Annotated in this window: 13 protein-coding genes; 11 read left to right on the top strand and 2 right to left on the bottom strand. The window is 68.1% G+C overall.

Annotated features, from left to right (window positions below):
• Positions 1-24 precede the first annotated feature (24 nt).
• The gene (locus tag ASD86_RS23015; protein ID WP_157477041.1) at positions 25-1,161 is read right to left on the bottom strand and encodes a M23 family metallopeptidase; all 1,137 of its coding nucleotides are present in this window, start codon (positions 1,159-1,161) and stop codon (positions 25-27) included.
• A gap of 465 nt (positions 1,162-1,626) precedes the next feature.
• Between ASD86_RS23015 and ASD86_RS23010 the strand changes: the two genes are divergently transcribed.
• From ASD86_RS23010 to thrC, 4 genes are all read left to right on the top strand, one after another.
• Positions 1,627-2,166: a YbhB/YbcL family Raf kinase inhibitor-like protein gene (locus ASD86_RS23010; protein WP_056116355.1), complete on the top strand. Its 540-nt coding sequence runs from the start codon at positions 1,627-1,629 to the stop codon at positions 2,164-2,166.
• A 523-nt stretch (positions 2,167-2,689) separates the two neighbouring features.
• Positions 2,690-5,284 (top strand): bifunctional aspartate kinase/homoserine dehydrogenase I, encoded by a 2,595-nt coding sequence (gene thrA / locus ASD86_RS23005; protein WP_082578644.1) that lies wholly within the window; start codon positions 2,690-2,692, stop codon positions 5,282-5,284.
• The gene (locus ASD86_RS23000; RefSeq protein ID WP_056116354.1) at positions 5,281-6,264 is read left to right on the top strand and encodes a homoserine kinase; all 984 of its coding nucleotides are present in this window, start codon (positions 5,281-5,283) and stop codon (positions 6,262-6,264) included. Before thrA ends, ASD86_RS23000 begins: the two co-directional genes overlap by 4 nt.
• Positions 6,265-6,556: 292 nt before the next feature.
• Entirely contained in the window at positions 6,557-7,843 is a 1,287-nt protein-coding gene (gene thrC, locus ASD86_RS22995; RefSeq protein WP_056116352.1) for a threonine synthase, read from the top strand.
• A gap of 85 nt (positions 7,844-7,928) precedes the next feature.
• On the opposite strand, the gene ASD86_RS22990 is transcribed toward thrC, so the two are convergent.
• Positions 7,929-10,142 carry a DUF11 domain-containing protein gene (locus ASD86_RS22990; protein WP_157477039.1) on the bottom strand — a complete coding sequence of 738 codons (2,214 nt, stop codon included), beginning with the start codon at positions 10,140-10,142 and terminating at the stop codon, positions 7,929-7,931.
• Between the two features lie 710 nt (positions 10,143-10,852).
• Here ASD86_RS22990 and ASD86_RS22985 point away from each other — a divergent pair.
• The 7 genes from ASD86_RS22985 to ASD86_RS22955 all read left to right on the top strand — a co-directional run bounded on the left by ASD86_RS22985 (position 10,853) and on the right by ASD86_RS22955 (position 19,459).
• Entirely contained in the window at positions 10,853-12,586 is a 1,734-nt protein-coding gene (locus ASD86_RS22985; protein ID WP_056116347.1) for a dihydroxy-acid dehydratase, read from the top strand.
• Positions 12,587-12,655: 69 nt separating this feature from the next.
• Positions 12,656-13,690, top strand: coding sequence for a ketol-acid reductoisomerase (gene ilvC, locus ASD86_RS22980; protein WP_056116344.1), 1,035 nt, complete (start codon positions 12,656-12,658; stop codon positions 13,688-13,690).
• The gene (ilvG, locus tag ASD86_RS22975; RefSeq protein ID WP_056116342.1) at positions 13,690-15,459 is read left to right on the top strand and encodes an acetolactate synthase 2 catalytic subunit; all 1,770 of its coding nucleotides are present in this window, start codon (positions 13,690-13,692) and stop codon (positions 15,457-15,459) included. Before ilvC ends, ilvG begins: the two co-directional genes overlap by 1 nt.
• Positions 15,443-15,679 (top strand): ACT domain-containing protein, encoded by a 237-nt coding sequence (locus tag ASD86_RS22970; protein WP_056116339.1) that lies wholly within the window; start codon positions 15,443-15,445, stop codon positions 15,677-15,679. Before ilvG ends, ASD86_RS22970 begins: the two co-directional genes overlap by 17 nt.
• On the top strand, positions 15,670-16,728 hold the full coding sequence (locus ASD86_RS22965) for an aminotransferase class IV (protein WP_082578643.1): 1,059 nt from the start codon (positions 15,670-15,672) through the stop codon (positions 16,726-16,728). Before ASD86_RS22970 ends, ASD86_RS22965 begins: the two co-directional genes overlap by 10 nt.
• The gene (locus ASD86_RS22960) at positions 16,728-17,876 is read left to right on the top strand and encodes a threonine dehydratase (protein WP_056116333.1); all 1,149 of its coding nucleotides are present in this window, start codon (positions 16,728-16,730) and stop codon (positions 17,874-17,876) included. Before ASD86_RS22965 ends, ASD86_RS22960 begins: the two co-directional genes overlap by 1 nt.
• Positions 17,873-19,459 (top strand): 2-isopropylmalate synthase, encoded by a 1,587-nt coding sequence (locus ASD86_RS22955; RefSeq protein ID WP_056116330.1) that lies wholly within the window; start codon positions 17,873-17,875, stop codon positions 19,457-19,459. The genes ASD86_RS22960 and ASD86_RS22955 overlap by 4 nt, the downstream gene beginning before the upstream one ends.
• The last annotated feature ends 112 nt before the right edge of the window (positions 19,460-19,571 follow it).

Raw genomic sequence — 19,571 nt, 5'->3', positions numbered from 1 at the left:
GGACGCGGGCGATACGCGCCGACCTCAGTTCGGGCCGGGGTTGGTGTAGTAGCCGTAGCAGTAGTTCTGACCGTTCTTGGTCAGGTAGAACCGGCTGCAGTTGGTGTCGTAGCTGCTGCCGGTCGCGGTGATGCGATAGCCCGACAGGTAGGTGCCGTTGAGGTGGTAGAAGCTGCCGTTCTGCTTCAGCGACCAATGCTCGTGCGGACCGGTCGAGCTGCCGCCGTTGCACAGCGCCTGCGCCTGGGTGTTGGCCGGGTTGGCGATGGCGGTATTCATCGACACGTTGGCGCCGGTGTTGTACTGGATGTTCATCAGGTGGTAGTAGGTCGTCGACCAGCCGCCGCTGTGCACGACTTCGGCGAAGCACGAAGAGTGGCGCTTGAACGAACCCGCCGCCGACGCCGACACCCAGGTGCCGCTCTGGTTGCTGCCCCAGCCGCCGCCCAGCGACATGTCGAGCGAGGACATCGGGTAATTGCCCGAGCCGGTGTTGGTATGCGCGCCGCCGACGTGCCAGCGCGCGCCGCGCGGGAACGGGAACTGCAGCAGGCCGTTGGGCGACAGCGGCTGCACGTCCGGACCGGCCTTGGCGAAACGGTCGGAGGTCGCCTGGGCGCGGCGCGGCTCGTTGAACAAACGCCCGTACACCAGCTGGAATTCGCCGTCGCCGCGCAGCGCGGCCGCCGGTTCGTTATCGCCGGAGCGTTCGAACAGCGCCTGCAGCGGGTTGGCGCGGGCCAGCGTCACCGGCCCCTTGGCGCCGTCGGGATCGCGCTCGTACAACGACTCGCGCAGCGCCAGCGCGACTTCGCGGGTCTGCGCGCCGAAGCCGTCGGCGCGGGCCAGCTTGCCGAACGGACGGTTCGTCGCGCGCTTGGCGCTGATCGCGCCGCTTTGCTGCTCCATCAACGCGATCAGCACTTTCGGGCTGATCCCGCTGTAGCCGGCCCAATGCGAAATCTCTTCCGCATGCTTGCGCAGATGCGGCGCATGCTTGGCCAGATAGGTGTCGGTGTCGAAGTCGAACATCTCGTCGTAGGAATAGACCAGATCCTCGCCCGACAACCCGCCGCGTTCCGCCGCTGCCGCCCCGCCGCAGATCGCGATCAACACGCAACCCGCCAACAGCGTGATTCTTGCTCCGCAAATCGCCTTCATTGCCTTGCTCCCGATGATTGAATGAGCGAGCGTCGCGCGCCGCTCCGAATCGTCGTCGGGCCGGTGTCGCGTGTTGGGTCGATCGTTCGCATCCGTCGCTCTGTGGTGATGCGAGCAGCGAAAACTCTGGGCGCCGGGGCATGCCGTGTCGCGCGACGCAGGTCCGTTCCCATGGTTTCAAGTGAGACTGTTTCTCCAGTTCTGACATCCCGCTGCAACATTCGCCGCGGGATGGAATGGGCGATGGCAGCGGTGCACGCTGAACTGAATTGATAATCCACATAAATTCAGTATGAAATTCACTGTTTGCGTATTCGCTGCGCCGGTTTTCGGCGGTTGCGCGGATCGCAGCGGATCCGCGCCGCGTCGCCGTCATCGCTCACAACCGCGGGTTCGCCCGGCATAATCCGCCGCTCGCGCGCTGCCCGTGCGGTATTCCCCTGCACTCCAACGGATCGGATCGCCATGAAATCGCTGTCTCGCCTCGCCCTTCCCCTGTCGCTGCTGTTGCTGTCTCCGCTCGCACACGCCGCCGATTTCGTGCTGGAAAGCATCGACATCCACGAAGGCGACCGCATCAGCATTCGCCATGCGTATCCCGAGCTGGGCTGCAAGGGCGGCAACCTGGCGCCGATGCTGATGTGGCGAAATCCGCCGGCCGGCACGCGCAGTTTCGCGGTCACCGTGCAGGACCTCGACGCGCCCGGCAGCAACGGCGCGTGGAACTGGATCGTGGTCAATCTTCCGGCCGGAACCACCGAGCTCAAGGAAGGCGCCGCCGGTCTGCCACCCGGCGCGGTGCAGACCTTCAACGACTACGGCCGTCCCGGTTACGGCGGCCCGTGCTCGCTGCCGGGCAAGACCCATCGCTATGAATTCTCGGTGTGGGCGCTCAAGAGCGCCAAACTCAAGATCGACGCAAAGGCCAATGCCGCGCTGGCCGCTTTCATGATCAAGGGCGATGCGCTGGGGCAGGCGAAGATCACGGCGACTTACAGTCGTTGAGGAAACGGGCGGTGAGGCTGCGCGAGCGAAGCGGTCGTGTGTGCGGGATTGGATTGGTTGATTCGTCGTCAGTGAAATATCGCGGTCGCGGCTTGCGCCGCTCCTACAGTCGCTCCCTGTAGGAGCGACCACGACACCGCGACCACCGCGCATCGCACCGGTTGCAGATGCAACAACCACATCGCGCCGCTTGGCTCCCATCACCGTGCGAGCCACCGACCGCCCACCGAACCCGCCGCCCGCCACATTCCTCTCGATTGCCCCTTGACGCGCCGCACAACGGCGGGTTATTGCTAGCCCATGCACCCCGCCTTCGCCATTGACCGCAACGCCTCGACCCAGCCCATCGGCTGGGGTTCGCGCGTAGCGTCGATGTCGATTACCACCACCGGTACCGGTACCACTCCCACAGGGGTGCGGACGGGCGTGTCCAGCTAACAGACCACGCCGCTCCGCACCCGATCAGGGTGCGGGCCGCTGGCCTCACCCGAGTCGAGACGCGGAGCTCCACCAGGAGCTTTCCATGTCGTCCGCACCGCACCAAGCCGCTTTCGATGCCCAGCCCGACGTGGTCGAGGCAGAACCGTCCGAAGCCCAGCCAGAACTTTCCGCCGCCCTGACGCCCGCCGCCGCGGCCGTCGCTCCGTTCGCCTCCTCCGCCGCGTTGGCGCCGGCGCGCCACACCCACAAGTTCGGCGGCAGCAGCCTGGCCGACGCGGATCGCTATCGGGTCGCGGTCGGCCTGCTCGACGACGGCTCGCCGCATCGCATCGCCGTGGTCTCGGCGATGCAGGGCGTGACCGACGCCCTGGTCGCCCTGGTCGCGGCCGCGCGCGACGGCCAGGACTGGGCACCGGCCTGGGCCGCGTTGCGCCGTCGTCATCTGGACACTGCCGATTCGCTCGACCCGCATCGCCGCCACGCCACCCGCGCCGTGCTGGAAACCGAATTCGACGCCTTGCGCGGCGCGCTGGAACGGGTCGCGGCGCAAGCCGATGACCAGTTCGCCGCCGCCCTGCCCGGCCTGGGCGAAGTGCTGTCCTCGCATCTGATGCTGGCCGCGGTCGGCGGCGAAGCGGCCGGCTGGACCCGGCTCGACGCACGCGAGGTATTGGTCGTGCATCCCGGCGAAATGGGTGTCGGCGTCGACTGGGCGCTGAGCCGCGAGCGCCTGGATGCGTGGCGAAAACAACACGCCGGCCGCAACGTGGTGATCACCGGCTTCGTCGCCCGCGACAGCCACGGCCGCGACACCACTCTGGGCCGCAACGGCAGCGACTATTCCGCGGCGATTTTCGCCAACCTGTTCGACGCCGACGCGCTGACCATCTGGACCGATGTCGATGGTGTGCTGTCGGCCGATCCGCGACTGGTGCCCGACGCGGTCTGCCTGCCGTCGATGTCGTACGCCGAAGCCTGCGAACTGGCGTATTTCGGCGCCAAGGTGCTGCATCCGCAGACGCTCGCGCCGGTGCAGCAGCGCGGCATTCCGCTGCGCATCCGCAACACCCGCAACCCGCATTCGCCGGGCACGCTGATCAGCCTGCACTCGCAGGCCGACGGCGCACCGGTCAAGGGCCTGAGTCTGGTTCACGACCTCGCGGTGCTTGAGTTGGTCGGCAACGGCATGGTCGGCGTGCCCGGCACCGCCGAGCGCCTGTTCGGCGCGCTGCGCGGCGCCGGCGTGTCGGTGACGATGATCTCGCAAGGTTCCTCCGAACATTCGATCTGCTGCGCGGTACGCGCCGATCAGGCCGAACGCGGACGCGCCGCGATCCTGGCCGCGTTCGCCGACGCGATGGCCGACGGGCAGGCGCAGGACGTCACCATCACCCCCGACATCTGCGTGCTCGCCGCGGTCGGCGACGGCATGGTCGGTCTGCCCGGCGTCGCAGCGCAGTTGTTCGACGGCCTGGCCAAGGCGCGCATCAACCTGCGCGCGATCGCCCAGGGCGCGGGCGAACGCAATATATCGGTGGCGATCGGCGCGCGCGACGCGACCCGCGCGCTGCGCGCCGCGCACTCGGCGTTCTGGCTGTCGCCGCAGTGCATTTCGCTCGGCCTGATCGGGCCGGGCAAGGTCGGGCGCGCTTTGCTCGCGCAACTGGCCGCGGCGCAGCCTCGTTTCCAGCGCGATTCGCGTCTCGACCTGCGTCTGCGCGCGCTCGCCGACAGTCGGCGGATGCATCTGGCGCCGCGCGCGATGCCGTTCGACGAAGCCGGCGAGCATTTCGCCGCCGACGCCGAAACGCTGGACCTGCAACGCTTCGCCGAACACGTCCGCGCCGAGCACATCCCGCATGCGTTGATCGTCGATTGCAGCGGCAGCGACGCGGTCGCCGCGTATTACCCGCAGTGGATCGCCGCCGGCATCCACATCGTCACTCCGAGCAAACACGCCGGCGCCGGCCCGCTGGAACGCTACGAAGCGATCCGCGAAGCCTCGCGCAACGGCGGCCAGTTCCGCTACGAAGCCACGGTCGGCGCCGGCCTGCCGATCATCCAGACCCTGCGTTCGCTGCTCGACACCGGCGACGAGTTGACCGAGGTCGAAGGCATCCTGTCCGGCACCCTGGCGTGGTTGTTCAACCGCTACGACGGCCAGACCGCGTTTTCCGAACTGGTGCGCGAGGCGCATGCGCTGGGCTACACCGAACCCGATCCGCGCGACGACCTGTCCGGCACCGACGTCGCGCGCAAGCTGGTGATCCTGGCGCGCGAGGCCGGGCGTTCGCTGTCGCTGGATCAGATCGAGGTCGAAAGCCTGGTGCCCGCATCGCTGCGCGACGTGTCTAAGGAGGAATTCTTCGAGCGCCTGCACGAACTCGACGCGCCGTTGCAGCAACGCTTCGACGCCGCGCGCGCGGCCGGGCTGAGCCTGCGGTATCTCGCCCGCCTCGATCGCGACGGTCGCGCCAGCGTCGGCGTGGTCTCGCCGCCGCCGGGGCACGCCTCTTTGCACGGCGCGCTGACCGACAACCTGATCCAGTTCCGCACCCGCCGTTACGCGGATAATCCGCTGGTGGTGCAGGGCCCCGGCGCGGGCCCGGATGTCACCGCCGCCGGCGTGTTCGGCGACCTGTTGACGATCGCGCAAACCCTCGGAGCCCGTGCATGAGCGCTGCGTCGCCCGCTTCTCCCGCCCGTTCCGATGCCGCGGCCGACGGCGCGCAACAGGCGCGTGCGTTCGCGCCCGGCAGCGTCGGCAATATCGGGGTCGGCTTCGATGTGCTCGGTCATTCGATCGACGGGCCGCGCGATGTCGCCACGGTCCGGCGCATCGACGAACCGGTGGTGCGCATCCGCGCGATCCGTGGCGACGTGCCCGGCGCGGATTCGCTGCCGCTGGAGGCCGAACGCAACACCGCCGGCCAGGCCTTGATTAGCCTGCGCGCCAAGCTCGGGCTTGCGCATGGGTTCGAACTGGAACTCGACAAGGGCATTCCGCTGGGTTCGGGGCTCGGCGGTTCGGCGGCGTCCTGCGTCGCCGCGCTGGTCGCGGCGAATGCCTTGCTCGCCAAACCGCTGTCGCGCGATGCCTTGTACGAATTCGCGCTCGACGGCGAATCGGTGTCCAGCGGCAGCCGCCACGGCGACAACGTCGCACCCATGCTGCTCGGCGGCGTGGTGATGGCGACTTCGACGCGGATGATTCCGTTATCGGTGCCCGATTGGCTGTACGCGGTGGTGGTGCATCCCGATCAGGTCCTGGAAACGCGGCGCGCGCGCGCTGTGCTCAGCGACCCGTATCCGCTGTCGCTGGTGGTCAAGCAAAGCGCGCACCTGGCTTTGTTCCTGACCGGCTTGCAACGCGGCGATACCCAGTTGCTACGCGAAGGCCTGGTCGATCTGCTGGTCGAACCGCGCCGCGCGCCGTTGATTCCGGGATTCGCCGCGGTCAAGGCCGCCGCGCTCGATCACGCCGCGCTCGGCGCGAGCATCTCCGGCGCCGGCCCGAGTTGCTTCGCCTGGTTCGCATCGAAGGCGCAGGCCAGCGTCGCCGCGCCGGCGATGCGCGCTGCGTTCGCCGATGCGGGTTTCGATTCGCGCGCCTATGTCACGGCGGTGAGCGGGCCGCGCGCGGATGTGATGGGTTGATCGGGGTGGCGCGCGGTGGCTTGGGGGAAAAGCAAATCCCCCCTAGCCCCCCTTTTTTAAAGGGGGGAATGGTTCTGCGCGCATCTGGAGTTGCTCAGCTTTCTGACGCAGCAATCCATGCCACAAGCGCTTTTGCGCGCGACCGCCTCGCCACATCCTCACATATCGAGTGCCTCTTCGAAAAACAGCGGCCAGGTGGACTTGGGCTTTAGCTCACTACTCACTCCTCACTCCTCTTTCCTCATTCGCCTCCAACCCCACCCAACGCCGCCGCCTCCCCCAGAGACCCACCATGAACTTCCTCAGCACCCGCGGACGAACGCCGCCCACCGCCATCGACGCGGCGCTGTCGGCCGGCCTCGCGCCGGACGGCGGCCTGTACGTCCCCGAGCGATTCGCGACATTGGCGCAGCCGCTCGACACCGACACCCTCGCCGACACCGCGCACGCCGTGCTCGCGCCCTACTTCGAACACTCCGCGCTCAAACCGAACCTCGCCGAAATCTGCGCGCGCGCGTATTCGTTCGACGCACCGCTGCGCCCGCTCGCGCGCGCCGATGATTGGTTGCTGGAGCTGTTCCACGGCCCCACCGCCGCGTTCAAGGACTATGCCGCGCGCTTTCTGGCCGAAGCGCTGGCCGGACTGAAAGCACCCTCCGAAGCACCCACCACCATTTTGGTCGCCACTTCCGGCGACACCGGCGCCGCGGTCGCCGCCGCGTTCCATCGCCGTCCCGGCTTCAACGTGGTCATCCTCTATCCCGACGGCCGGGTTTCGCCGCGCCAAGCGCATGGCCTGGGCTGCTGGGGCGACAACGTCCAGGCGCTGCGCGTCGACGGCGATTTCGACGCCTGCCAACGCCTCGCCAAGCAGGCCTTGTCGGACGAAGAACTGCGCGCGCAACGACCGCTGAGTTCGGCCAACAGCATCAGCCTGGGCCGTCTGCTGCCGCAGGCGGCCTACTACGCGCACGCGGCATCGCGTCATTACGCGCAACGCGGCGAACCGCTCAACTTCATCGTGCCGACCGGCAACCTCGGCAACGCCTGCGCCGCGTTCGTGGCCAAGCGCATGGGCCTGCCGATCGGCGAGATCCGCCTGGCGACCAACGCCAACGACACCTTGCCGCGCTATTTCGGCGGCGCCGACTACGCCGCCCAGCCGACCCGCGCCACCCTCGCCAACGCGATGGACGTCGGCGCGCCGAGCAACTTCGAACGCCTGCGCCACTGGCATCGCGACGACGCGCAACTACGCGCGGCGATCCAGGCCGACGGCGTCGACGACGCCACCATCGTCGACACCATCCGCGCCGCGCCGCAACGCCACGGCATCGTGCCCTGCCCGCACACCGCGACCGGCCTGCACGTGCTGGAAACGCTGCGCGCACAGGGCGATGAACGCCCGTGGGCGGTGGTCGCCACCGCGCATCCGGCCAAGTTCGACAGCATCGTCGAGCCGCTGATCGGGCATGCGGTCGAACCGCCGCCGGCGTTGGCCGAATCCTTGGCGCGGCCGGCATCGGCCGAACCGATGGCGGCGGACTATGCGGCCTTGCGCGAACGGTTGCTGGCCTGAGCTGTTGCCGGCCGGTCCTGAAGCGACCGGCCCGGAGCCGATGCCCGGAGCCGTCATCGCGATCCGATCGCGGCTCCGGTTTTCGTCACTGCGTCATGCAGGTCAGGTCGAAGTTCACCGACTCACCGTTGGCCAACGCGCCGAGCGCGACACCGGCGCCCTGCAGCGCCGCCACGCTCAACGATCCCGGGCACGCCGTGCCCGCGCACGTCGCCGCGGTGCAATCCAGGCCGGGCGAGGCCGGATCGCGCACGAGCGCGCCGGTCACCGCGTCGGGACCGTGATTGGTCACGACGATTCGATAGACCATGGCGGTTTCGCGCATCACCACGTCGCCCGCCTGATCCGTCGCGCCCGCGGCCGGCGTGTTGGTCTTGGTGATGGATAGATCGGACAATGGGTTGCGGGTATTGGCGAAGGTGCAGGTGAAGTCGTCGCCGGCCGCCGGCACCAGGTCGAACGCGGAGGCGGCGCCGGACGGCCCCGCGCTGCCGGCCGCGTTGGCGTTGGTGCACGCGTAGGCGATCGCATAGTTGCCGAGATCGGCGCCCGCCGTCGCCGTTTCCGACAGCATGTAACTGGTGCCGGCGACGGCCGGATCGACCACCGCCTGGCCCGCCGCGACGTCGCCACTGCCGGTGGTGGTGAACGTCGCCGCCCCCGTGCCCGGCGGCGCGATGCTCAGGACGAACTGGTCGGCGGCGACGAAACGTCCGTTCGGCAGGCGCTTACCCAGGCGCACGATCGGCGAGCGGCCATTGCGGAAGGTGCAGGTCAGCGAAGCGCCGGCCGCTGTGGCCGCGCCCGGAATGGTCAGGGTGCCGCCGGCGAGACTGGTGCCGGCCACCGGCGCATTGGCGGCATCCACGCACGCCGCCGAATTCAGCACCCAGCCCGGCGGGATCGTTTCGACGATCGTGACGGCCGCGCCCGGCGCGACCACGGCGCTGCCTTGCGCGCCCGCGGCGCCGGCATCGGCGTCGTGCAAGGCCGCGGTTCCGCTGGCACTGGTGGCGATGGTAGCGGCGGCCTGGGTGCCGGCGGCGAGCAGATCGGTATCGGCATTGCCGAAGGCGAAGTTGAAGCTGCCGATGGCGCCGTCGCTGATCTTCGCCAACCGCACCTGCGATTGCCCGGTGATGACGAAATCCGGGGTCGCGGTGGTCTGGGTGCTGCAGGTCGGCGCGCTGCTGAGCCAATTGTTGCTCGAACCCGAGACGCCGGGATTGACGATCTGGAGGCGGAACGATTCGCGCGGCTCCATCAGCGCATCGGTAACGGCATCGACATCGATGCTGATGCCATCGGGCGGATTGCTCGCGCCGGCGGCGCCCGGCGCGACCCCGCCGTCGAATTCCGCGCCCGCCGGAATCGTGATCAACCAGATGTCGCTGCCGGCGGCATGGCTCATGGTGGCGCCCGCGCCGACGGTGAGGATGAAGTCGCCGTCCAGCGCCGCCGCGTCGCCGTTGAGCGGAGCGACGCGCTGCAGCGCGATCACCGTGCCGCCGGCCTGCGAGGTGCCGTTGAGGCGAATGAAGATATCGCCGAGGTCTTGTCCTTCCGGTTGCGCGCCGGACGACGTCGTGCCGCCGAGATCGACCAGCGGACGCAGGCCGATGCTGATGCTGTCGAGCAAATTGCCGGCGCTGAGGTTGCCCGACGATGTCGCGATGGCCTCGAAGCCCAGGCGCAGGATGCCCGAGACGCCCGCGCCGATCGTCGCGCTGCCGGTGCGGATCGCCCAGCTGCTGCCGGTGACGCTGGAGGTGGTGATGGTCTGGACCAGACCGTTGGCCTGATCCTTGATCCGGAACGCCGCGCTGTCGGGATTGTTGCCGCTGCCCGCGAGCACGCGGCGTCGGTGGGCGAAGCGATAGCTCAAGGTATCGCCGGCGACCAGGCAGACATTCTGGTAAATCATCGAGCCGACGAACGCGTTCAGTTCGACGAAGTTGGTCCCGGTATTGGCCGCGACCGGACCGGTCAGGTCCGGATTGTTGTTGGACACCCAGGTTTCGACCGGATGGCAGGCTCCGACGACCCCGAAGGCCGCGCTGCACTGCCCCGCCTGGGTCGGGTGCGAAGTGAACCAGGGATTGGATGCGCTCGCGCCGCCGTCGAACGTGGCGCCGATACCGAAATCGGTGTCTATCATCGCCCCCGAGCCGTTCGCCACACCGAACTCCAGGTCGCCGTTGACGATCACGCGCGAGCCTGCCTGGGCGAACACGCTCGGGCAGAACCCGGCCAGCACCGCCCAGCCGAGCAACACCCAGGCATGACGGCGAATCGCCAATCGCAACCTCGACCGTCGCGGCGACGGCGCATCAAAACGCCCGTTCGAAGAGCCGTGCATCTGCGTTCCCCCTGATGGCGCATCCGGCGGGTGCGGGCATCCAGGTCGAAGCGCGACAACGGGGGGCTCGATCCCGCTGCTTCGTTCCCGAATCGAATACCGCGTCCCTGTGCGATCCGGTTGCCCCGGTTAAAAGGAGGACACGATCTCACATTGGAGAAATATTTCAATTCAGGACGATTCCATCCGATCGAACCCGGCCGGCGGCAGCGCTGCCGCCCGGAGCCACGCCGCATACGCGCGCCTTCGATCCGCGCCCAAGTGGAGGAGCAAGCCACAGTTCGCGATGGTTTTTCCAGAAACTGTTGACAAGCCGTAAACGGGCATGCTCTTCTCGACCCCATGACGCAGCGCAACAACCACCCGCAGACGACTTCGCTCCAGGCTCCGGCCTCGAACGACGCCGCGCGCGTCGCGCTTCGCTCCGCGCCCTTGATCGCCACGATTATTCTCGTCCTCGTACTTATTACCGGGCTTACCAGCGCGGGAGTCGGGTTCGTGTAGAAAACCACACAACCCAAGGTCGAAAGAACCTGAACCCCGCGCCCAAAAGGCGCGGGGTTTTTCGTTTTACGGCCCTGGGTTCCTGAAAACACCGCACGCGGACGTGCGGGCACTGCGAAGGATTCGCAGCAAAGGAATCGCCGTTCGTGAGAAGCAACGCCATCAAGCAAGGCCCGGCCCGAGCCCCCGCGCGCGCGATGCTGCGCGCCACCGGTCTCGACGACGCGGCCATCGCCAGACCGCTGGTCGCCGTCGTCCACACCTGGACCGACGTGTCGCCGTGCAACATCACCCTGCGCGACCTGGCCCAGCACGTGCGTCGCGGCGTCGTCGACGGCGGCGGCACGCCGATCGAGTTCAACACCATCGCCGTCACCGACGGCATCGCGATGGGCACCGACGGCATGCGCGCGTCGCTGGCCTCGCGCGAAACCATCGCCGATTCGATCGAACTGGCCGTGTCCGGCCACTGCCTGGACGCGATGGTGCTGCTGGTCGGCTGCGACAAGACCATCCCGGCCGCGGCGATGGCGGCGGCGCGCCTGGATATCCCGACCGTGATCCTCTACGGCGGCACGATCATGCCGGGCCATTGCCCGTCGAAGAAAGGCGCCAGCGACGACAAGCCGCTGACCGTGCAGGACGTGTTCGAAGCGGTCGGCGCGCATTCGGCCGGACGCATCGACGACCGCGAACTGCACCGCATCGAATCGCATGCCTGCCCCGGCGCCGGCGCCTGCGGCGGCCAGTTCACGGCCAACACCATGGCGATGGTGCTGACCTTCCTGGGCCTGTCGCCGCTGGGGTACAACGACATCCCCGCGATCCACGACGACAAGCCCGAAGCCGCGCGCCTGTGCGGCGAATTGGTGATGCAGCAACTGCGCAACGGCGGCCCCACGCCGCGCACGCTGCTGACCCCGCACGCGCTGCGCAACGCCGCGCGCGCGGTCTCGGCCACCGCCGGTTCGACCAACGCCGCGCTGCATCTGCTGGCGATCGCGCACGAAGCCGGGGTCGCCTTCGACCTGGAAGAATTCGAAGCCGCCGCGCATACGCCGGTGATCGCCGATCTGAAACCCGGCGGACGCTACACCGCCGCGGAAATGTTCGAATTCGGCGGCGCGGCGCTGGTGGCGCGCGAGCTTAAGACGGCCGGTCTGATCGAGGATATTCCGACGGTCACCGGCCGTTCCTTTTTCGCCGAGCTGTCCGAAGCGGTGATGGCCGACGAGCAGGACGTGGTGCGTCCGGTCAACGATCCGATCAAACCGCGCGGCGGCTATTCGATCATCTACGGCAACCTCGCGCCGGAAGGCTGCATCCTCAAGCTGGCCGGTCACGGCCGCGAACATTTCGAAGGCCCGGCGCGGGTGTTCGATTCGGAGGAAGCCGCGTTCGCCGCGGTGCAGGCGCGACAGATCCAGGCCGGCGACATCGTGGTGATCCGCTTCGAAGGCCCGACCGGCGGGCCCGGCATGCGCGAGATGTTGGCGGTGACCGCCGCATTGGTCGGGCAAGGTCTGAGCAACGACGTGGCCTTGATCACCGACGGCCGCTTCAGCGGCGCCACCCACGGTTTCATGGTCGGCCACATCTCGCCCGAAGCCGCGCACGGCGGCCCGATCGCGCGTCTGCGCGAAGGCGACCGCGTCAGCATCGACGTCGCCACGCGCACCTTGAACGTCGCTGCCGATTTGTCCTCGCGCGAGCCCGCGCGCATCGCGCCGCGCGTCACCACCGGCGTGCTGGCGAAGTACGCACGCCTGGTCGGCTCGGCCTCACAAGGCGCGGTCACCGCGCCCGGCCCACTGCAATCGCCGCCGACGAAAAAGATCGAAGCCACCTTGATCGAACACCCCACTCCTGAACCCGCCTGACCCCCACTCACTCCTCACTCCTCTCCACTCACTCCTCTCCGCTAACTCCTCCCCTCCGAGATCACAGACATGACCGCAACCACCCACCGCCCCAAGATCGCCGTCGTCGGCTACGGCAGCCAGGGCCGCGCGCACGCGCTCAACCTTCGCGATTCCGGTTTCGACGTCACCGTCGGCCTGCGGCCGGGCGGCCCGACCGAGATCAAGGCCAAGGCCGACGGCTTCACCGTCAAGACCCCGGCCGAAGCCGTCGCCGAAGCCGAACTGGTCGCGGTGCTGACTCCGGACATGGTCCAGCCGCAGCTGTACCGCGATGTCATCGAACCCAACATCAAGCAAGGCGCCTGCCTGCTGTTCGCGCACGGCTTCAACGTGCATTACGGCCAGATCACCCCGCGCGCCGATCTCGACGTCGTACTGGTCGCACCGAAGGGCCCGGGCGCGCTGGTGCGTCGCGAATACGAAATCGGCCGCGGCGTGCCGAGCGTCTACGCCGTGCATCAGGACAAGACCGGCCGCGCGGAAGAGTTCGCCCTGACCTATTGCGGCGGCATCGGCGGCGCGCGCCAGAACGCGATCAAGACCACCTTCAAGGAAGAAACCGAAACCGATCTGTTCGGCGAACAGGCGGTGCTGTGCGGCGGCGCGACCAAGCTGGTCCAGGCCGGTTGGGAAACCCTGGTCGAAGCCGGGTATCAGCCTGAAGTCGCCTATTACGAATGCCTGCACGAACTGAAGCTGATCGTCGATCTGTTCTATGAGGGCGGCGTGACCCGCATGCACGAGTTCATCAGCGAGACCGCGCAGTACGGCGCGCTGACCCGCGGCACCTACATCGTCGACGATCACACCAAGGCGCAGATGCGCAAAGTGCTGACCGAAATCCAGGACGGCACCTTCGCCAAGCAGTGGATCGCCGAATACGCCGCCGGCAACACCAACTACAAGGCGCTCAAGCAGGGCGACCTGGAGCATCCGATCGAAGCGGTCGGCAAGAAGCTGCGCGCCAACATGAAGTGGCTGGACAACGCGCCGAAAACACCGGCGGCCGCGCAGGCCGCTCCCGCCGCGACCCAGGGCGAACGACAGGAAGAGGCCGCCTGATGAACGGTGCCCGCTGGCTGGTGCAAGCACTGGCCGCAGAAGGGGTGGACGTGCTGTTCGGTTATCCGGGCGGCACGATCATGCCTTTCTACGATGCCCTGCACGGGTCGGACCTGAAACACATCCTGGTCCGTCACGAGCAAGGCGCGGCTTTCGCGGCGAACGGCTACGCCCGTGCCAGCGGGCGAGTCGGCGTGTGCGTAGCCACTTCCGGCCCCGGCGCGTCCAACCTGGTCACCGGCATCGCCGATGCCATGCTGGACTCGGTGCCGATGGTGGCGATCACTGGTCAAGTCGCGACCTCGCTGATGGGCACTGACGCGTTTCAGGAACTCGACGTGTTCGGCATGACCATGCCGATCGTCAAGCACAGCTTCCTGGCGCGCAGCGTCGATGAGCTGCCGCGCATCGTCGCCGAAGCGTTTCGTCTGGCGCGTTCGGGCCGGCCCGGTCCGGTGCTTATCGATCTGCCGAAAGACGTGCAGAACCAGGATGCCTCGCATCTGGCCGCGCACGTGCCGCTGCCGATCGATCCGGTGCCGACCGCACCGGACGCGGCCTATCACGAAGCCGCGGCCTTGATCGCGCATGCGAAGAAGCCGCTGATCTACGGCGGCGGCGGTATTTCGCTGGGCGATGCGGTCGAATCGTTCCGCGCGTTCGTCGAAGGCAGCCAGATCCCTTCGGTGCTGACCTTGAAGGGACTGGGCGCGCTGCCGGCCGAGCACGCCTTGAACCTGGGCATGCTCGGCATGCACGGCAATCGCGCGGCGAACCTGTCGGTGCAGGAATGCGATCTGCTGATCGTGGTCGGCGCGCGTTTCGACGATCGCGCCACCGGCAAGCTGGCCGAGTTCGCGCCGAACGCGCGCGTGGTCCACATGGACCTGGACGCCTGCGAGATCGGCAAGCTGCGTTATGCCGATGCCGCGGTGCAGGGCGACCTGCGCCGTTCGCTGGATGCGCTGACTCCGCCGGTCACCGCGCAACTGCAGGCCCGCAACGGCGGCGCGCGCCGCGCCTGGCGCGACACCTGCCTGCAACGCAAGCGCGACTGCGCGCCGCGTTACGACGCGCCCGGCGAAACCGTGTACGCGCCGGCGCTGTTGCGTCGGCTGTCGGAACTGACGCCGGACGCCATCGTCTCGTGCGATGTCGGCCAGCATCAGATGTGGGTCGCGCAGCACTGGCAATTCAACAACCCGCGCAAGCATCTGACCAGCGGCGCGCTGGGCGCGATGGGCTTCGGCGTTCCCGCCGCGCTGGGTGCGCAGCTCGCTTTGCAAAAGCCGGAGAGCCCCGAGGCGCAGGTCATCTGCGTCAGCGGCGACGGCTCGTTCCTGATGAATGTGCAAGAGCTGGCGACCATCGCGCGCTATCGCCTGCCGGTGAAGATCGTGCTGCTCGACAACCAGGCCCTGGGCATGGTCCGGCAGTGGCAGGAACTGTTCTTCGAACGCCGCTATTCCGAAGTCGACCTGTCCGACAACCCGGACTTCTGCGCATTGGCCGCCGCGTTCGGAGTCAAGGCGATGTACGTCGACCGCGCCGATTCGGTCGAGGAAGCGCTGCACTACATGTTGCAGACGCCCGGTCCGGTGCTGCTGCACGTCGCCATCGATCAGGCCGCCAACGTCTGGCCGCTGGTTCCGCCGAATCACAACAACGCGCAGATGCTCGACCCGGAAGCGGGCGATGCCGATGCGATCACCAGTCTCACCCCGCCCACCACCGCCGAAAAGGAGGACGCCCATGCGATACCAGCTTGAATTGACCCTGCGCCAGGCCGAAGGCGCGCTGGCTCGCGTACTGGGCGCCGCCGAACGCCGCGGTTTCCGTCCCCTGTCGGTGGATGGCGAAGCGCAACCCGACGGCGATCGCTGGCATCTGCGCATGACGGTGGAAGGCGATCGCGCCGACACCGCGCTGCAGAGTCAGCTCGCCAAGCTTTACGACTGTCTTGCCGTTGAGGTTTCTCCATGCACCTGAGCACTGAAATTCTCGAACAACCGGCGGCGACGCCGACTCAGCATGCCGGGTTGGCGGCTGCGGCGGTGCGCGAGCGCAGTTATGCGCCGGCGCGTAGCGATCGCGGTGAAACATCCGAGAATCACGATTCGACCGCATCTGGGCGTTCTAAGTCCTACGATCGTGGTGAAGTCCCGATTGCGGTTGATCAACCACTGGTGTGGTTCGACGGAAACTTCATCGCCGGCGACGCGCCCGAAGCCCCGCTGACCACCCACGCCATGCACTACGGCACCGCGGTGTTCGAAGGCATCCGCAGCTACGCCACCGCCGACGGCGGCGCGGCGGTGTTCCGCCTGCCCGAACACATGCAGCGCATGCGCAAGGGCGCGGACATGTTCGGCATCGACTTCGACATCGAACGCGCGACCCAGGCCACCCTCGCCACCTTGCGCGCCAACGGCCATCGCGACGCCTACATCCGTCCGCTGACCTGGATGGGCACCGGCACCATCGGCCTGGACGTCGATCCGCTGACCCAACACCTGATGATCGCGACCCTGGCCAAGGTCGTGCACCTGGGCGGCGCGCGCACCCGCCTGACCGTGTCGCCGTGGAAGCGCAACCCGGCCACCTCGATGCCGCCGCTCAAGCTCAGCGGCGCCTACGTCAATTCGATCCTCGCCAAGCGCGAGGCCAAGCAACGCGGCTTCGACGAAGCGCTGTTCACCGACGACAAGGGTTATGTCGTCGAATGCACCGGCGCCAACGTGTTCATGGTCAAGAACTCGGTGATCACCTCGGTCGATCATCGCGACGCATTGCCCGGCATCACCCGCGACACCATGATCGAACTGTCCGGCGCGGAGTCGCGCGAAGTGACCTTGCACGAACTGCTGGATGCGGACGAAGTGTTCGTCTGCGGCACCGCCGCCGAAGCCACCGCGATCGCGGTGCTGGACCGCCGCGAGTTCGGCGACAACCCGGTCACCCGCGAACTGGCCGCGCTGTATGCGCGCGTCGTGCGTGGACACGAAAGCCGCTACGCCTCCTGGCTGACCCCGGTCTGATGGACTGCGACGTAGCCAGCTTGGCCCAGATCAGCGCCGCCGACTTGTTGGCGGCGCAGGCGCGGCTGCGCCGCTACCTGGACCCCACGCCGCTGCACCACGCCGAGCGGTTCGGTTGCTGGCTCAAGCTCGAGAACCTGCAGCGCACCGGTTCGTACAAGGTACGCGGCGCGCTCAACGCGCTGCTGGCCGGACGCGAACGCGGCGATCACCGCACGGTGATCGCCGCCTCGGCCGGCAATCACGCGCAAGGACTGGCCTGGGCGGCGTATCGCCTGGGCGTCAACGCGATCACAGTGATGCCGCGCTGCGCGCCGCAGACCAAGATCGCCGGTGTCGCCCACTGGGGCGCGACCGTGCGCCTGCACGGCGACACCTACGATGAAGCCAAGGCCTTCGCGATCGAACTGGCCGACCAACACGATTACCGATTGCTGTCGGCGTTCGACGATCCCGATGTGATCGCGGGACAAGGCACGGTCGCGCTGGAACTGGCAGCGTTCGCGCCCGACGTGATGCTGGTGCCGATCGGCGGCGGCGGTCTGGCCGCCGGCGTGGCGATCGCACTGAAGTCGGAACTGCTGTCGGGTTCGGCCGCGGCCAGGCGCGTGCGGGTGATCGGCGCGCAGGTCGAAGGCGTGGACTCGATGGCGCGCGCGCTGCGCGGCGATCGCCGCCTGATCGAACCGGCCGCGACCCTGGCCGACGGCGTGCGGGTGAAAGACCCCGGCCGCCTGACCGAGCGCGTGCTGAGCACCTTGCTGGACGACGTGGTGATCGTGCGCGAAGCCGAGCTGCGCGAAACCCTGGTTCGCCTGGCTCTGGAAGAACACATCATCGCCGAAGGCGCCGGCGCGCTGGCGCTGGCCGCCGGCCGGCGCATCGCCGGCAAGCGCAAATGCGCGGTGGTCTCCGGCGGCAACCTCGATGCCGGCGTGCTCGCGCGGCTGCTGTCGGAAGTGCGCCCGCGCGCGCCGCGCCGTCCGCGCCGCCGCAGCCGCGAAGCGCTCGGCCGCGACACCGCCGTCGAGGCGGACATTTACCAGCTCGCCAATCTTTCCTTCGCGTCCGCGGCCCAGCCGGCGCGAACCCACGCAGCAAGCCCTTCCCCGCAGCATTCAGACGCAACAGAGGAACTGCCCGCATGAACGATCCGTCCGGCCCGGTAACCCCCATTACCGACGCCCAGCCCCACGTCACGATCTTCGACACCAGCCTGCGCGACGGCGAACAGTCGCCCGGCTGCAGCATGAGCGCCACGCAGAAGCTCCGCTTTGCGCACGCCCTCAGCGAACTCGGCGTGGACGTGATCGAAGCCGGATTCCCCGCCAGTTCCGAAGCCGACCTCGAAGGCACCCGCGCGATCGTGCGCGAAGTGCGCGGCTCCACCCTCGCCACCCTGGCGCGCTGCCATCCGGGCGACATCGAAGCCTGCGCGCGCGCGCTCGAAGGCGCTGCCAAGCCGCGCATCCACGTATTCATTTCGACCAGCCCGCTGCACCGCCAACACAAGTTGAACCTGGACAAGCAGCAGGTGCTGGAGCGCGCGGTCGCGGCGGTCGAACAGGCGCGCAAGTACGTCGACGACGTCGAGTTCTCGGCCGAAGACGCGCTGCGCACCGAACACGATTACTTGGCCGAGATCTGCAGCGCCGCGGTCGCCGCCGGCGCGCGCACCTTGAACATTCCCGACACGGTCGGCTACACCACCCCGAGCGAGATCCGCGCGCTGTTCGAATACCTGCGCGCCAACGTTCGCGATGCCGACCAGGCCGTGTTCAGCGCGCACTGCCACAACGACCTGGGCCTGGCGGTGGCCAACAGCCTGGCCGCGATCGAAGGCGGGGCGCGCCAGGTCGAATGCACCGTCAACGGCATCGGCGAGCGCGCCGGCAATTGCGCGCTGGAAGAACTGGTGATGGCGCTGCGCGTACGCAACGCTTACTACGGCGTCGGCACCCGCATCGACACACGCCGGCTGGTGCCGACCTCGCGCCTGCTGTCGCGCATCACCGGCATGGTGGTCCAGCGCAATAAGGCGATCGTCGGCCAGAACGCGTTCGCGCACGAGTCGGGTATTCATCAGCACGGCATGCTCAAGCATCGCGGCACCTACGAAATCATGCATCCGGAAACCGTCGGCTGGGCGCAGTCGCAGATGGTGATGGGCCGCCACAGCGGCCGCGCGGCGTTGAGCGATCGTCTGCAGACTCTGGGCTTCACGCTCGACGAAGCGCGCCTGAACTCCGTTTTCGCCGCATTCAAGGCCTTGGCCGAGAAGAAGCGCGAAGTGTTCGACGCCGACCTGGAAGCACTGGTGCTCGGCGCCGACGCCAAGGCCGCGCGCGGCTATCGCCTGATGCGTGCCCACGTCAGCACCGGCGTGTCCGACGGCAGCCTGCCGACCGCGAGCGTGCAACTGGTCGACCCCGAAGGCGCGACGGTCAGCGAAGCCGCGGTCGGCGACGGCCCGGTGCACGCGCTGTTCGCCGCGCTGGCGCGCGCGACCGGCGTGGCGCTGCGCATCGACAGTTACAACGTGTCCAGCGTGACCACCGGCGACGATGCTCAGGGCCAGGCCAGCGTGACCGCGCGCGTGGACGGGGTGGAGCTGACCGGTTCGGGCACTAGCACCGACATCATCGAGGCCAGCGCGCTGGCTTGGCTGGAGTTGGCGAATCGGATGCATCGGACGAAGCAGGTGCCGCAGCGGTTGGTGGCAACGGCATGACCGCTAAATCTCCCCGCATCCCCCAGTACCCGCGCTCTCACAAGGCCGTCATTCCCGCGAACGCGGGAATCCAGCGACTTTCGGTCAGATCACGGCAAGACACTGGATTCCC

It is taken from the genome of Lysobacter sp. Root690 (assembly GCF_001427785.1).
Lineage (GTDB): Bacteria > Pseudomonadota > Gammaproteobacteria > Xanthomonadales > Xanthomonadaceae > Lysobacter.
This window is presented reverse-complemented; position numbering and strand designations above follow the sequence as displayed.

Bases quoted from the DNA above. Each gene is read 5' to 3' on its own strand.
- ASD86_RS23015 (WP_157477041.1), bottom strand. From the start codon at position 1,161: ATGAAGGCGATTTGCGGAGCAAGAATCACGCTGTTGGCGGGTTGCGTG.
- ASD86_RS22970 (WP_056116339.1), top strand. From the start codon at position 15,443: ATGCGATACCAGCTTGAATTGACCCTGCGCCAGGCCGAAGGCGCGCTG.
- ilvG (WP_056116342.1), top strand. From the start codon at position 13,690: ATGAACGGTGCCCGCTGGCTGGTGCAAGCACTGGCCGCAGAAGGGGTG.
- ASD86_RS22965 (WP_082578643.1), top strand. From the start codon at position 15,670: ATGCACCTGAGCACTGAAATTCTCGAACAACCGGCGGCGACGCCGACT.
- ASD86_RS22955 (WP_056116330.1), top strand. From the start codon at position 17,873: ATGAACGATCCGTCCGGCCCGGTAACCCCCATTACCGACGCCCAGCCC.
- ASD86_RS23000 (WP_056116354.1), top strand. From the start codon at position 5,281: ATGAGCGCTGCGTCGCCCGCTTCTCCCGCCCGTTCCGATGCCGCGGCC.
- ASD86_RS23010 (WP_056116355.1), top strand. From the start codon at position 1,627: ATGAAATCGCTGTCTCGCCTCGCCCTTCCCCTGTCGCTGCTGTTGCTG.
- ilvC (WP_056116344.1), top strand. From the start codon at position 12,656: ATGACCGCAACCACCCACCGCCCCAAGATCGCCGTCGTCGGCTACGGC.
- thrA (WP_082578644.1), top strand. From the start codon at position 2,690: ATGTCGTCCGCACCGCACCAAGCCGCTTTCGATGCCCAGCCCGACGTG.
- ASD86_RS22960 (WP_056116333.1), top strand. From the start codon at position 16,728: ATGGACTGCGACGTAGCCAGCTTGGCCCAGATCAGCGCCGCCGACTTG.
- thrC (WP_056116352.1), top strand. From the start codon at position 6,557: ATGAACTTCCTCAGCACCCGCGGACGAACGCCGCCCACCGCCATCGAC.